At 63.0% G+C, this 14351-nt stretch carries 9 protein-coding genes; all 9 read right to left on the reverse strand.

Translation table 11 applies throughout. The features are described 5' to 3' along the window. Window positions 1-94 precede the first annotated feature (94 nt). Complete coding sequence (locus ASC86_RS12540) at window positions 95-2809, reverse strand: ABC transporter transmembrane domain-containing protein (RefSeq protein ID WP_056321282.1); 2715 nt, start codon at window positions 2807-2809, stop codon at window positions 95-97. A 220-nt stretch (window positions 2810-3029) separates the two neighbouring features. After that, window positions 3030-4181, reverse strand: a complete 1152-nt coding sequence (locus ASC86_RS12545) for a glycosyltransferase (RefSeq protein WP_056322540.1) — start codon at window positions 4179-4181, stop codon at window positions 3030-3032. Continuing rightward, window positions 4181-5416 (reverse strand): glycosyltransferase family 4 protein, encoded by a 1236-nt coding sequence (locus ASC86_RS12550; protein WP_056321285.1) that lies wholly within the window; start codon window positions 5414-5416, stop codon window positions 4181-4183. The genes ASC86_RS12545 and ASC86_RS12550 overlap by 1 nt, the downstream gene beginning before the upstream one ends. A 10-nt stretch (window positions 5417-5426) precedes the next feature. Next, window positions 5427-6629 (reverse strand): glycosyltransferase family protein, encoded by a 1203-nt coding sequence (locus ASC86_RS12555; protein ID WP_056321289.1) that lies wholly within the window; start codon window positions 6627-6629, stop codon window positions 5427-5429. Between the two features lie 67 nt (window positions 6630-6696). Continuing rightward, window positions 6697-7872, reverse strand: coding sequence for an ABC transporter permease (locus tag ASC86_RS12560; RefSeq protein ID WP_056321293.1), 1176 nt, complete (start codon window positions 7870-7872; stop codon window positions 6697-6699). Next, a complete protein-coding gene (locus tag ASC86_RS12565) occupies window positions 7869-8867 on the reverse strand; it encodes an ABC transporter permease (RefSeq protein WP_056321294.1) in 999 nt (332 codons plus the stop codon). The genes ASC86_RS12560 and ASC86_RS12565 overlap by 4 nt, the downstream gene beginning before the upstream one ends. Before the next feature lie 2 nt (window positions 8868-8869). After that, window positions 8870-10774, reverse strand: coding sequence for an ABC transporter substrate-binding protein (locus ASC86_RS12570; protein ID WP_056321296.1), 1905 nt, complete (start codon window positions 10772-10774; stop codon window positions 8870-8872). Continuing rightward, the gene (locus ASC86_RS12575) at window positions 10771-12678 is read right to left on the reverse strand and encodes an ABC transporter ATP-binding protein (RefSeq protein ID WP_056321302.1); all 1908 of its coding nucleotides are present in this window, start codon (window positions 12676-12678) and stop codon (window positions 10771-10773) included. The genes ASC86_RS12570 and ASC86_RS12575 overlap by 4 nt, the downstream gene beginning before the upstream one ends. 196 nt (window positions 12679-12874) lie before the next feature. Next, a complete protein-coding gene (locus tag ASC86_RS12580; protein ID WP_056321304.1) occupies window positions 12875-14221 on the reverse strand; it encodes an adenylate/guanylate cyclase domain-containing protein in 1347 nt (448 codons plus the stop codon). Window positions 14222-14351 lie beyond the last annotated feature (130 nt).

The raw sequence follows: 14351 nt of genomic DNA on the forward strand, positions 1-14351 counted from the left end.
TGAGTACCCATTTCCCCGTTTGCCTCTCGCCCCCGTTCGGGGTGCCTTATTCTATGCTTGTCTTCAGCCGCACGCATGGCCTTTTTTTCTTACATTATGATGACACAAGCTCTTTGAATACCCCGCTCTTTTCAGCGAGCGTATCGGGTGTTCCGTCTTCCACCAACTGGCCGCGATCGAACACCAGCACCCGGTCGAACAGGTGGCTGAGGCCGGTGTTGGAGAGCACCCAGATCAGCGCCGGCTCGCGTCCGTTACGGCGCAGGAGCTTCATCACATCGCGAACGATTTCGTCCTGCAGGCGATGATCGAGGCCGGGCAGCGGCCGGTTGAAGACGTAATATTCCGAGCCGCGCACCAGGGCGCGGGCAAGGTTCAGTTTCTGGCGCTGCACCGCCGTCAGGCGCTTGCCGCCGGCCCCGACATTGAAATCGCCGCCGATGCGCAGCACCTGCTCCAGAAGGCCGAGCGTGTTGAGCAGCGAGCTGACGATCGAGCGGATGCGCTTGGAACCGTCGGCATGCTTCTGGCTGATGCGGCCGAAGAGCACGTTGTCCATAAGGCTGGCCGAGGCCACGTAACGCTCGGGATCGTAACGCTCGATGGCACCCTTCAGCTCCTCCGGCATGCCGTCATAGAACTGGTGGCGCACGTCGACGATCTTTTCCATCAGCTCGCGGGTCAGCAGGCCGAAGCGGTGGCGGGGCTCGACGTAAAGGGCGCTGAGGCGGATGATCGAGGAACGCTCGTCCTCGCTCGCCGCATCGTAGCCGCGTCCCTTCAGCTTCTGCAGGGTCGCCTGGTAATAGGGCAGGTCGTCCGCCGACATGAAGGTCAGCTGCTGGAAGAAGGGATGGTCCGGCGGCAAGTCGGCGAAGAGTTCCACCGCGTTTTCTGCGATGCTGTAACCCATGTCGAAGAGCACGCGGTCGAGGCCGCTCTGGCCGACGACGGACCGGAAATAGGCGTTCTTGCCGAGCGCCTTGCCGGCAAGTGCGGGGCCGACGGCGGTGCCGAACAGCAGGTTTTCGCCGACCGTCGCCTCGATGTTGTAGGCGCCGGGTTCGAAGGGAACGACGAGGCCGCTCAAGCCCGCTTCCTCCAGTTCGTCGCGCAACGCGTGGCGCATCTCGACAATGCCGGCGGCAAGCTCGGGATGGTCGGCGGGATCGATGACCGTGCGCAGGGCCAGATCGAGGATATCCTTGGACAGCTGCACGGTGTCGAGCACTTCCAGGAGCGAGGGGAAGATGTCGTCGGCGCCGGTCGCCGAAGCCGCGCGATAGTCGATCCAGTCGGCCTTCGTATCGTAATCGGGGTTGCCGGCAAGCCGCGCCTCGTTGACGTCCCATTTGCGCTGGGTGGCGTCCGCGCCGGAATAGGAGCGCTCGCTCAGCGGTGCGTGCTTCAGGCCGTAGAGCAGGTTTTCGCCCAGTGTGCCGTAGAAGAAATAGGCATCCGACGAGACATAGGTGAGACCACGGCCGACGACGGATTCCGGCAGGTCCAGAATATCCTCGCCGCCGGCGGTGACCTTGCCGCTTTCGGGCCAGATCAGGCGGGCGAAGGCTTCGGCCAGCACATCGCCGCCGGCGCCGGCACCGCCGATGATCGCCACGGTCTCGCCGTGCTTGATCTGCACCGAGACGCGCTCGATCAGCCGCGCGCCGCTGTCGTCGGCCAGCGTCAGGTTCACGGCCGCAAGCGGCGCAGGCATGGGTGCGGTGTCGGAGGACAGCGCCTGAATCTTCGAATCGATGATCTGCTCGGCGCTGAACTGTTCCACCACCTGCACGTACTTGACCTGCACGTCCTGGCGGGTCTGATCCCAGTCGATCAGGTCCTTCAGCGGTCCGGGCAGGTCCTTGTAGGCGCTGATGACGGCGATCAGCTGGCCGATGTCGAGCTGGCCCTGCAAGGCGAGATAACCGCCGATGCAATAGAACAGGAACGGCGTCAGCTGGGCGAGGAAGTTGTTGATGAACTTGACCAGGAATTTCCACTGGTAAAGGTCGTAGCGGATCTTGAAGATGCGGCCGAGGCGCGCGGCGATGTCGGCGCGCTCGAAATTCGAGGTGTCGTAGGCATGGATGGTGCCGATGCCGTCGACGATTTCGCTGACGCGGCCGGCAAGTTCGCGGGCGGTGATCTGGCGTTCGCGGCCGAGCACGAGCAGGCGGCGGCGCATGCGCGGAATGATGACCGCCTGCACGCCGACCATGACGCCGGCGATCAGGCCGAGCCAGACATTCTGCATGAAGATGAAGAACAGTGCCGTCAGCGCCTGGCCGCCGAGCAGCGCCGGCGAGACGAAGGCATCGCCGGTGAAGCCGCCGAGCGGCTCGACCTCGTCCTTGACCATGCTGGAGACCTCCGCCCCCTTCATGCGCTTGAACTGGGTGGGCGGGAACCTCAGGATGCGGTCGACGAGTTCGAAGCGGATGCGGCGCAACAGCCGCTCGCCGAGCCGGCCCTTGTAGGTATTGATGTAGAATTTGAAGAGGCCGTTGATGATCACCAGCACCAGGAACACGAGGCTCAAGCCGAACAGCATCTGCATGCGCGTGAGTTCAAGGCCGGAGAACAGCTCGACATTGCCGATATAGGGCAGGTCGAAATTGATGTTCATGAAGGTCTGGGTCGCATCCGGCCGGTCGAAACCGTCGCCCTGGATCGGCCCGTTGACGATCTGCTTGGGCAGGTCGAAGGACAGGAAATAGGGGATCATCGACACGGCGACGACAAGCAGAATCCAGAGCTGCTGGGCTCGGGTATGCTTCCAGATGTAGCGGGAGAGACGTTTTTCCATGGAGGCTTAACGAACCGGATGAAGGATGCATGGGGCAGGGTTGGCCCGGCGATCGCGCCTGAGCCGCAGCGACGAGGAGATAATTTCGGCACTCGTCGGCATCGGCTGCATGTCCCACGCTTTTGAAAAGGTGAGATTACAACAGCGGCCCGGCGAAAACCACCCGCTTTAAGCACGGGAATCCGGGGGCTGCGGCGATCTTTTCAGGGCGTTTTTTGGGTCAGGCCAGCCGACGCGCGGCCGCAAGTTCCTCAATGATTCGCGCGGTCTGGCGGGCGCCGTCGAGATCGAGCGCGTGGGCGGATTGTCTCATCGCGAGCGCTGTGCGGATGGCCTCAGTCATGGTGGCGTCGGAAAGATCGGTTTCGGTCAGCACACTGGCGAGGCCGAGCTTTTCCAGCCGCTCGGCCCTGACGGTCTGTTCCGTCTCGCCGCCGGCGATGAAGGGCACGAGAAGCGCGCGACAGCCGGCGCGCAGGATATCGCAGACGGTGTTGTAACCGGCCTGCGAGACCGAAAGCCTTGCACCGCCGAGCAGGCTGGCGAAATCCGGGCGGAAGCGGAACACTTTCACATGCTCGGGCGCATCGGTGGCGATGGCGTCGAAATCCTGTTGCGGCAGGTTGGGGCCGGTGACCAGCGCCCAGGGGCCGTTCGTCGTCAGGGTCTTTGAAGCGGCAAGGGCTGCGCGGATCAGGGCATTGCCCACGGCGCCGCCGCCGGCCGAGACGATGACCTCGAATTTTTCAGCCGCCGGAGCCGGCGGGGGCGGTGCGACGAGGCCGGTATAGAGCACCTTGTCGGCGATCTCGCCGGCCAGCGGAAATGTGTCTTCCAGCCGCGCGAAGGCCGGATCACCGTGGACGAGTACGCGGTCGAAATGCTGCTTCACGAGGGCGACGGTTTCTTCGTCGCGGCCGGGCTTGGCGCGTTCCTGCAGGATGTCGCGCAGCGACGAGAGAAGCAGCGGCTTCGGTTCGGTTGCCGCGATGGCGTCGAGAAGCGGCATGAGTTCGAAGCGCACCTGGCGGCGGCCGAAGGGGAAGGCCTCGATGATCACGACATCCGGGGCGGTCGCGTGAAAGGCGGCGAGCAGGCGAGCCTTGCGGTCTTCCTGAAAGCGCGCGTCGACCGGGTTTCCATCCATGTCCGCAAGGCCGGAAAAGCCGACGCCGGAGACGACGGGCGGCAGCGCCACATGCTCGATGCCGGAGCCGGGGAAGCCGTTGACCGGGGTGCCGCCGGTGACGATCGTCACCGCATGACCGCCTTGGCTGAGCGCATGGGCGACGCGGCTGGCGCGGGCGAGGTGGCCGATGCCGAGCAGATGCTGGACATAGAAGAAAACCTTGAGGGGGCGGCGGTCTTGCATCAGGTCCACTCGTTTTCGAACAGTGTCTTCAGCTGGCGAATGCTGGCATTATGATCGAACTCGCGGCGCACCCGATCTTCCGCGGCGTTGCCGAGCTTCTGGCGCAGGGCAGGGTTGCGGATCGCTGTCTCCAGCGCTGCGGCGAGCGCCTGCGGGTCCTCGGGCGGCACGACGAAGCCGTTTTCGCCATCCTTCAACAGTTCCGGCACGCCGGAAACATCGGTGGAGACGCAGACCAGTCTCTGGCTCGAAGCTTCGACCAGCACGTTCGGCAGGCCGTCGCGGTCGCCGTCGGGGGCGATACGACAGGCAAGCGCGAAGATGTCCGAGTTGCGGTAGCGTTCCAGCACCTCTGTCTGGGCGAGTGCGCCGCGCCACTCGATGCGTTCGGCGATGCCCAGTTCGGCGGCAAGCGCTTTCATAGGCTTCTGCTGCTCGCCCGCGCCGATATGTTCGAAGCGCCAGTTGAGGTCCTTCGGCAGGAGGGCGAAGGCCCGGAGCAGCACGTCGTACCCCTTCTTCGTCACGGCACGGCCGACGCTGAGGATGGTGACGGGATCGGCGGAATCGCTGCCGTCGCGGTTCGAATGCGCGCCGGCATAGGGGCCGAAGCGGGTCAGGTCGAGGCCGTGGTAGCTCAGGTGGACGTAGCTTTCGTCGCGCGACAGCGAGCGCAAGTAGTCGAAGCCGGTATGGGTGCAGGTCACCGTCCAGCGGTTTTCGGCAAGCTTGCCTTCCAGTTCCCAGGCCGGCGAGGTCCAGATGTCCTTGGCATGGGCCGAGCAGGTCCATGGCACGCCGGTCAGCATGCTGGCATAGGCGGTGACGGAGGCGGGCGTATGGATGAAATGGGCGTGCAGCCACTCGCCGCCGTCAGGCCATTCGGCCGCCAGCACCGCCGCCTGGCCGAAGCGGCGGATGCGGTTGCGGCTGATGTCGCGGCGGAAATCCTTGAGGAATGCGCAGAACGCCGCCTTGAAGCCCGGCTTGCGCCATGCGGCGATCAGGCCCTTCAGCACCCTTATCGGCTCTTCATGCAGATATTCCGGCAGATACAGGACCGGCGCGCGGATTTCGTCGTGGATCGGGTGGCGCTTGGCGTCGGTTGGGCGGCGCATAGAGACCAACGTCAGGTCGAAGCCGGCCTTTTCGAGGCCCAGCAGTTCCTGCGCGATGAAGGTTTCGGACAGGCGCGGGTAGCCCTTCAGGACCACGATGATCTTGCGGGGGCGCATGATATCCGAATTATCCCTGCACGACGGAAAGGTGATCGCGGCGGCCAAGCCATTCGCCGACGATTTTCGAGATATTGGCAAGCCCCTCGAGCTGCATATGCGCAGCGCTCGTGGAAGGGGCCGGGCGACCGGAGAGCGTCTTCAATGCTTCGGCCATGCGCTTGGGGTCGGCGGCTTCATCGGGCAGCAGCATATCGATCAGCCCGAGTTCGCTGGCGCGCCGGGCGCGGATCAACTGTTCCTCGCGCGGCGCGACCCGCGGCACGATCAGGGCCGGCTTGTCGAAGGAGAGGATTTCGCAATAGGTATTGTAGCCGCCCATGCCGACCACGCCTTGCGCGCCGGCGATCAGCTCTTCCATGCGATTGTCGAATTCGATGACCTCGACGTAAGGGATTTTCGCGCCCTTTTCCAATAGCCGGTGGCGCTGCTTGGCAGGCATATAGGGGCCGAGCACGATGAGCGCGCGCTGGGTGAGCGTCGGGTCTTCCTGATAGGCGTCGATGACGTTGTGGATCAGGTCCGATCCATCGCCGCCGCCGCCGGTGGTGATCAGGATGTAGTCTTCCTTCTGCTTGTGCTCGGACTCGGTGTCCTTCGAGACGCTGCGCTGGAGGAAGCCGACGAAATCCATCTTGGCCCGGACCTGCTGCGGCACATCGAGGCCGACGAGCGGATCGTAGAAATCCGGCGGGCCATAGACCCAGACGCTGTCGTAGAAGCGGCCGATCTTGTTCATGACGTCGTTGCGTTTCCACTCGGCTTCGAGCAGATGCGGCGCATCCATCACCTCGCGCAGACCGAGCACCAGCGTCGTGCCACGGGCTTTGAGATAGGCGAGCGTATCTTCGACCTCGCCGCGCAGGCCCAGCGGTTCCTTGTCGACGATGAAGATGTCCGGCTGGAAGGTTTCGGCGGTGTGGCGGATGATCGAGCGGCGCATCTTCAGGGTTTCCTGAAGATCGATATGCCGGTCCATCGACGTGTATTCACCGTTGCGCAGCTTGATGACGCTCGGGATCTTCACGAAATCGACGCGGGCGCGGTAATCGAAAGCGCCGGCAATGGTGGCGCCCGAAATGATCAGAACCTGAAGACCGCGATAATCCTCGACCAGCGAATGGGCGATCGTCCGGCAGCGCCGGAGATGGCCAAGCCCGAAGGTATCATGGCTGTACATGAGGATGCGGGCATCCTCGATCCGGCGCGTCATGGGCGGTCTCTCCACGGTGTACGACGCAATCGTTCGCCTTTGGGCTGTATCTGCATGAACATCCCATTCACTTATAGGGGTCGGCGGCGTCTCTCAAGCCGTCTCCCAAAAAATTGAACGCGAGGATGACGAGGATCACCGGGATCGTCGGCAAGAGAAGCCAGGGATAGAAGGCGATGACGCTGACGCTGCGGGCTTCGGTCAGCAGGATGCCCCAGCTGGTCAGCGGCGGGCGAAGGCCGAGGCCGAGGAAGCTCAGCGCCGTCTCTCCGAGGATCATGCCGGGGATCGACATGGTGGCGGTGGCGATCAGGTGCGACATGAAGCCGGGGATCAGGTGGCGGCCGATGACGCGGCTGCCGCTGGCGCCCATCAGCTGGGCCGCCAGCACGTAGTCTTCCTCGCGCAACGCCAGCAGCTTGGAACGCACGGCGCGCGCAAGCCCCGTCCAGTCCAGCATGCCGAGAATGACCGTAATGCCGATATAGATCAGGATCGGGCTCCACGTGACGGGCATGATGGCGGCGAGCGCCATCCACAGCGGTATGCTGGGGATGGATTGCAACACCTCGATGACACGCTGGGTGATCAGGTCGAACGTGCCGCCGCGATAGCCGGCGATGCCGCCGATGATGATGCCGAGCGTGAAGCTCATGCTCACGCCGAGCAGGCCGATGGTGAGCGAGATCCGGGCGCCGTAGAGGATGCGCGACAGCACGTCGCGGCCGAGCCGGTCGGTGCCGAGAAGGAAGAACTGGCCGTCCTTTGCCGGGCAAACGAGGTGGAAGCTGGCGGGAACGAGGCCCCAGAACCTGTATGCGTCGCCGCTGCAAAAGAAGCGCAGCTTCTCGACCTTGCTCTTGTCCTCGTTATAGATGCGGCGCAGCGTATCCATGTCGAGCGTCATCGTGCGGCCGTAGACGAAGGGCCCGACGAAGGAGCCTTCGTCGAACAGATGCACCCGCTGCGGCGGCGAATGGATGTAGTCGACGTTGCGGGTGTGCAGGTTGTAGGGCGCCAGGAACTCGACGATGGTGATCGTCGCATAGAGGGCGGCGAGGAAGAACAGCGACACGACGGCGAGCCGGTGGCGCTTGAACTTCCACCACATCAGCCTCAGCTGCGATGCCTGGTAGATCTTGCTCTGGGCCTCGGTCATCGCCTCCACGGACATGGGGTCGAAGGGGGCCGTCGAGATGTAATGCTCCAGCGGAGCGCCGGACTTCGGAAGCGATGCGGTCACTTGGTGCTCCCACCCTGCAGTCTGATACGCGGATCGAGCAAGGCGAGCGCGATGTCTGAAATAAGAACGCCGATGACGGTGAGGAAGGCGAGGAACATCAGGAACGAGCCTGCAAGGTACATATCCTGGCTCTGCAGCGCCTTGATCAGCATCGGGCCTGTCGTTTCAAGCGACAGCACGATGGCGGTGATTTCAGCGCCGGAGATGATCGCCGGCAGGATGGAGCCGATATCGGAAATGAAGAAATTCAAGGACATGCGCAGCGGATACTTGATCAGCGTCTTGAAGGGGTGAAGCCCTTTCGCCCGCGCCGTGACCACATATTGTTTCTGCAGCTCGTCGAGCAGGTTGGCGCGCAAGCGGCGAATCATGCCGGCGGTGCCGGCCGTGCCGATGATGATCACCGGTATCCACAGATGTTCGAGGATCGACTTGAACTTCTCCCAGCTCATGGCCTCGCCGAGGAATTTCTGGTCCATCAGGTGGCCGATGGAGGTGCCGAACCAGATATTGGCGAAATACATCAGGATCAGCGCGAACATGAAATTCGGAATGGCGAGTCCGAGCAGGCCGAGGAAGGTCAGGCCGTAGTCGCCCCAGCTATACTGGTGCGTGGCAGAATAAATGCCGATCGGGAAGGCGAGGAGCCAGGTGAAGAGGATGGTGACGAAGGATACCATCACCGTCAGCCACAGCCGGTCGCCCACCACTTCGCTGACGGGAAGCTGGTATTCGAACGAATAGCCGAAATCGCCCTTCAGCATACCGCCGACCCAGTAGAAATAGCGCTCGATCGGCGGCTTGTCGAAGCCGTATTGCTCGCGCAGTTCCTTGATTTCGGCGGTATCGACGCTTTCGCCCTGGGCTCTGAGTTCAGCGACGTAGCTTTCGAAATAGTCGCCCGGCGGCAGTTCGATGATGGTGAAGACCAGCGCCGAGATGATCAGCATCGTCGGGACCATGGCGGCGATACGCAACAGAATATAGCGCAGCATGCTCAGCTTACCTCGTCGCTGTACCAGAAGGTATCCGGCATGTAGACGCCGAGATAGGAGGTGGGTTCGAAGGCGTAGAATCCCTCCGCCGGCACGTTCTGCAGCCGCGCCGACCGCAAGAGCGGCTGCAACGTTCCGTTGCCGATGCCGATCGAAAAGACCTGGTCCGTATAGATCGATAGCATCGCATGCCAGATGCGGGTCTTTTCCGATGTCTCGGCGGTGTGGCGCCATTCCTCGAGCAGGGCCGAAAGCTGGCGCACTTCCTCGATGTCGGGCTTGCTGGCCATGGTGTCGCCGGACAGGAAGTTCAGCCCCCAGGCCGGCCATTGCAACTGGTCGTCCATGGTCGGCGCAAGCTGGGAAGGGTTCATCTCGGGCGTCGGGATGCCGTTTTCCATGCCAAACCACATGGACATCATAACTTCGCCGCCAAGCGCCCTGTTGGTCATGACCTCGCGCTGCGAGGTCTTGATGAACAGCGGAATCCCAATGCTGCGCCAGTGGTCGGTGACGAGTTCGAGCACATCGGTTTCCAGTGTGCTTTCGCCGGCGGTTTCCACCACGATCTGGGCGACGCGGCCGTCGGGAAGCAGGCGCATGCCGCTGCTGTCGCGTTTGTCGAGGCCGATTTCATCCAAAAGCGCATTGGCCTTGTCGGGATCGAAATTGGCCCAGGCTTTGGCGTATTCCTCCTTGTAGAGCACGCTTTCCGGCAACGGCGAATCCGCGACTTCGCGTCCAAGCCCGTAGAAGATGACCATGTTGATCTCGTGCCGGTTGATCGCCAGCGACAACGCCCGGCGGAAGCGGGCGTCGATGATGAACTTGCGCCAGACCTGGTCGCCGACGTTGAGATTGGGCAGCAAGGTGACACGCGCGCCGCGCGAGTTCTTCCAGAGATTGACCTTGACCGGATAACGCTTCTCGGCCTCCTTCAGGAAGCTGTAATCGACGAAATCGATGCCGTTGGCCTGCAGGTCGGCCTCGCCGGCGCCGGTCTTGGCGGCGATGATGTTGGACGAGCTGACGTTCAGAACGAAGCGGTCGACATAGGGAAGCTGCAGGCCGTTTTCATCGACGCGGTGGAAATAGGGATTGCGCTCGAAGATGAATTGCTCGGCCGGTGGCGCCGTCCTGTTGCGCCAGGGATCGAGCGTCGGCAGATCGGGGTTTTCCGGCCGGTAGGTGCGCGACATCTTGATGTGCAGGTCGGCCCATTTCTTGACCCGCTGTTCTTTCATCAGCGCCGCGATGCGGAAATCGTCCTGATATTTCTTGTGGAACTGCCACATGTAATGGAACGGCAGCACCAGCGTCGCCGGCGATGCGGCGGCAAGATTGGGCAGGAAATCCGGGTTGGGGGTTTCCCAGGTATAGCGGACGGTGAGCGGGTCCAGCACCTCGAAGACCGGCGGCTTGCCGTCGGCGAGGAAATAGGTCGGCAGGCCGCCCTTGCGCAGGTCCTTGTTGAGGACCACGTCTTCCCAGACATACCGGAAGTCGTTCGAAGTGAGATTGGCGCCGTCCGACCATTTGTGGCCTTCGCGCAGCTTGAAGGTGAAGATGCGGCCTTCCTGGACATCGAAACTTTCGAGGATGTCGGGCTGCAGCACGAGGTTCTCGTCGTAGCCGACCAGCCGCGCATAGCCGTAGATCGTCATCAGCCGGATGTCTTTCTGGCTGCCGATGATCATGCGAACGGTGCCGCCGTAGCGGCCGGGCTTGCGGCCCATGGCGGCGAGATTGACGACGCGCGGATTGACCGGTACGCGCTCGTTCAACCCCGGCAGGCGCTGGGCGCGCAGGTAGGGCCTGAGATATTCGGGTTCGATCATGCCGGCGCGCACCGCACCCGGCAGAAAAGCCGAGGCGAGCAGGCCGAGCGTCGTGCGTCTGGTGATCATGGCACCAACTCCCTGACATCGGCATTCCGGCGGGCAAGCACGAAATGGCCGCCGCCGAGATCGGCGGCCGCGAGCGCCTGTTCGTCGCCGTCATTGCGGAAGGTGGGGCTCCAGTTGCGCATATCGGAGGCGCCACCCGTGTTCAGCGTATCGAAATCCAGCGGCCGGTCGAGATCGGGGAAGGGCACGGCCGCCAGCAGCGAACGGGTATAGGGGTGGACCGGCGCGCGCATCAGCGTTTCGCGCGGCGCAATCTCCACGATCCGCCCGGCGCACATGACCGCGATACGATCGGCCATGTAGTCGACGACGGCGAGATTGTGGGAAATGAACAGGTAGGTGAGCCCAAGTTCGGACTGCAAATCCTTAAGCAGATTGAGGATCTGCGCCTGTACGGAAACGTCGAGCGCCGAGACCGGCTCGTCGCAGATCAGGAGTTCCGGCCCGAGCGCCAGCGCGCGGGCGATGCCGATGCGCTGCCTCTGGCCGCCGGAGAAGCTGTGCGGATAGCGGTTCATATGCCGCTGGTCGAGGCCGATCGCCTTCAGGAGCCCCTTGACCGATTCAGAGCGCGACTTGCCACTGCCGCGATCGTGGATTTCGAGCGGTTCGCTCAGAATGTTCTGGATCGTCATGCGCGGCGAGAGCGACGAAACCGGGTCCTGGAAGACCATCTGCATTTTCGTGCGCAGCTTCTGCAGTTCGTCGCCCTGAGCCGCCAGCACGTCGATCGGGCCATCGCTGCTCGACAGCATCACCGAGCCGGAATCCGGTGTCACCGCACGCATCAAAATCTTGCTGACGGTGGTCTTGCCGCAGCCGCTTTCGCCGACGAGGCCGAGGCATTCGCCGCGGCGGATGTCGAAGCTGACGCCATCGACAGCCTTGTGCGGCTGGTTGTCGGCCTTGGAGAACCAGCTCGACTTGCGGGTCGTGAAGGTCTTGGCGATATCGCGCACCGAGAGCAGCACGTCCGATTGCAAGTGGAGCGGCGATTTCGGCTCGGCCGGAACCTTGCGGCCGAGCAGGCTGCCGGCATCGACGGAAACCTCGCGCAGCGCCTTCAGCCGTTCGCCGGGCTTCATGTCGAAATGCGGAACGGCGGCCATCAGGCCCTTGAGATAGGGGTGCGACGGATTGCGGAAGATGGCATCGACCGGGCCGGCTTCCATGATCTCGCCATGGTAGATGACCACGACTTCATCGGCGACATTGGCGACGACGCCGAGATCGTGGGTGATCAGGAGCATCGCCATGTTGAGCTGGGTCTGCAGATCGCGCAGCAGCTTCAAAATCTGCGCCTGGATGGTCACGTCGAGCGCTGTGGTCGGCTCGTCGGCGATGAGCAGCGAAGGCTGGCAGATCAGCGCCATGGCGATCATGGCGCGCTGGCGCATGCCGCCGGAAAGCTCGAACGGATACATATCGAAGGCGCGCGAGGGCTTCGAGAAGCCGACGAGGCCGAGCATTTCCTCGCTGCGGCTGCGGCGTTCCTTCGCGCTCATGTCGGTGTGGATTTTCAGGGATTCCGCGATCTGGTTGCCGATCGTGTGGAGCGGCGACAGCGAGGTCATCGGCTCCTGGAAGATCTTGCCCATGCGGTTGCCGCGCAGTTCCCGGATCTGGGCGCCGTCGCGCGGCATAGCGAGGACATCGACCGGGCCGCCGGGCATTTTCGGGTCGCAGAAAAGAATCCGGCCCGTGGCCGTCGCCGTCCGGGGCAGGATGCCCATGACAGCCTGGCTTATGACCGATTTTCCTGAACCGCTCTCGCCGACCAGCGCCGTCACCTTGCCGGGCAGCACCCGGAGGCTTGCCTTGCGTACCGCATTGATCTCGCCGCCCAGCATGGCGAACGAAATGCTCAGATCTTCGATCCGCAACAGGTCTGCGCCTGTATCCATCCCCGTTTATTCTCCGTTCCGTCTTCTTGGCCGCGGCAAGCGGCAGAGGCCTTATGGCCTTCTTGTCTTTAACGAAACTAGCCTACGGTCATGTGACTGTCCATGACCGCTCACCGGAATTAAGACAGGCATCCGGGATCGCCGCGGAACCTTATGGTTTGCGGGCTTTCGGAGAGGATGCGGATGCGTTTTTTCCCTATTGCAAAAGCTTGTTCCACAGGCTGCCGCCCCGCGGGCGGCGGGTATTGTGATAGAGCAGCATCACCTGCTCGGCTTCGGAGCGGGTTTCGAGCGCGCCGTTCAGCATGGCTTCCGCGCTATCGAGCTTCAGGTGGGCTTCGCTGGGGGTGAGCAGCGTCACCTTCTGGCGCACGCCGCGCAGCTTCTCGTCGCCGAGCGTTTGCCAGTCTCCGCCGCAATAGCCGGCGAAGGACTGGCTGGCGACGATCGGAATGTTGTATTTCTTCGTCAATCCCTGCAGGCGCTGCACCTCGTTGACGGCGGAGCCGAAGGCGGAAAAGGTCAGCCGGTCCTTCAGTCCGACATTGCCGAACATGACATTGCCGACATGCAGGCCGATGCCGTAGTGGATTTCACCAAGGTTGCGGCCGCGCCTCTTGTCGTTGAGCTGGGCCATGCGGGCCGTCGCCTGGCGCACCGCGTTCATGGCGGTGTGGACCGCGACCTGCGAGGGCTCGCGGTGGCGGCCGCAAGGGTAGACGGCGAGGAAGCCGTCGCCGAGGAAGCTCAGGATTTCGCCGCCGTCGCGGTTGAAGGGTGTTGCGATTGCATCGAAGAACTCGTTGAGCGTATCGATATAGACCTGCCGTCCCTCCCGCTCCGCCAGCATCGTCGACTGGCGCATGTCGGCCATGACGAGGGCGGCGCGGATGGTTTCGCCATCGCCGCGGCGGATCTGGCCGGAGAGCACGCGCTTGCCGGAATTGGCGCCGAGATAGGTGGTCAGCATGTTGTCGGCGAGCTTGCCGAGCACCGCCATCTTGGCGGCAACCGCAAGGCTGTTCTGGATGCGCAGCAGCGCCTCGATGATATCGTCGCTAAAGCCGCCCGGCGCATCCGTCGACCACGAGCCGATCATGCCCTGGCCGGAGGCCTCGCCGAAGGATTGCACGAAGGCGATGTAATCGGTCGTACCCATCGCCTTCAACTCTTCGAAGATCGGGAATTCGTCCGGCGTCTCCGGCGTGATCTGGCGGCGCAGGTGCTCGAGGCTGTTGCTGAGCAGATAGTAATAGGGGCTTTTCAGGAAGCGGTTGGAATCGTCCTCATGCTCGCCGGCGCGATAACCTTCCACCGTCACGCCCTGGCCGCGCAGCCAGGTGAAGCCCAGCGCATCGTAAAGCGGATGCAGCATGGAAAAGCTCAGGTGGATACGGTTGAGCGGCAGGCCCGCCGCCGCAAGCCTTTCGCAAAAGCCGGTGACGACGGTTTCGAGATCGTCGCCGTTGAGGGCGCTCTGTTTCAGCCAGTGGGAAACGCGGTCGAGAAGGTGATTGGAAACATGGCTGTGGTGCATATTCATCGCTTCGGTCGTCTTTCTGATGCAAACGGAAACGGGCACGTTGCCGCCAGAAAACGGCGACCGGACAGGGATGCGGGAGGCCCCTCACCATTTTCATATAGGCACCGCAAAAGCCGAAAACCAGATTTCG

This window comes from Rhizobium sp. Root1212 (assembly GCF_001424985.1).
Lineage (GTDB): Bacteria > Pseudomonadota > Alphaproteobacteria > Rhizobiales > Rhizobiaceae > Pararhizobium.

What these genes read in the sequence shown, in the direction of transcription:
- ASC86_RS12570 (WP_056321296.1), bottom strand. Translation starts at nt 10,774, where the DNA reads ATGATCACCAGACGCACGACGCTCGGCCTGCTCGCCTCGGCTTTTCTG.
- ASC86_RS12565 (WP_056321294.1), bottom strand. Translation starts at nt 8,867, where the DNA reads ATGCTGCGCTATATTCTGTTGCGTATCGCCGCCATGGTCCCGACGATG.
- ASC86_RS12575 (WP_056321302.1), bottom strand. Translation starts at nt 12,678, where the DNA reads ATGGATACAGGCGCAGACCTGTTGCGGATCGAAGATCTGAGCATTTCG.
- ASC86_RS12540 (WP_056321282.1), bottom strand. Translation starts at nt 2,809, where the DNA reads ATGGAAAAACGTCTCTCCCGCTACATCTGGAAGCATACCCGAGCCCAG.
- ASC86_RS12580 (WP_056321304.1), bottom strand. Translation starts at nt 14,221, where the DNA reads ATGAATATGCACCACAGCCATGTTTCCAATCACCTTCTCGACCGCGTT.
- ASC86_RS12555 (WP_056321289.1), bottom strand. Translation starts at nt 6,629, where the DNA reads ATGACGCGCCGGATCGAGGATGCCCGCATCCTCATGTACAGCCATGAT.
- ASC86_RS12550 (WP_056321285.1), bottom strand. Translation starts at nt 5,416, where the DNA reads ATGCGCCCCCGCAAGATCATCGTGGTCCTGAAGGGCTACCCGCGCCTG.
- ASC86_RS12545 (WP_056322540.1), bottom strand. Translation starts at nt 4,181, where the DNA reads ATGCAAGACCGCCGCCCCCTCAAGGTTTTCTTCTATGTCCAGCATCTG.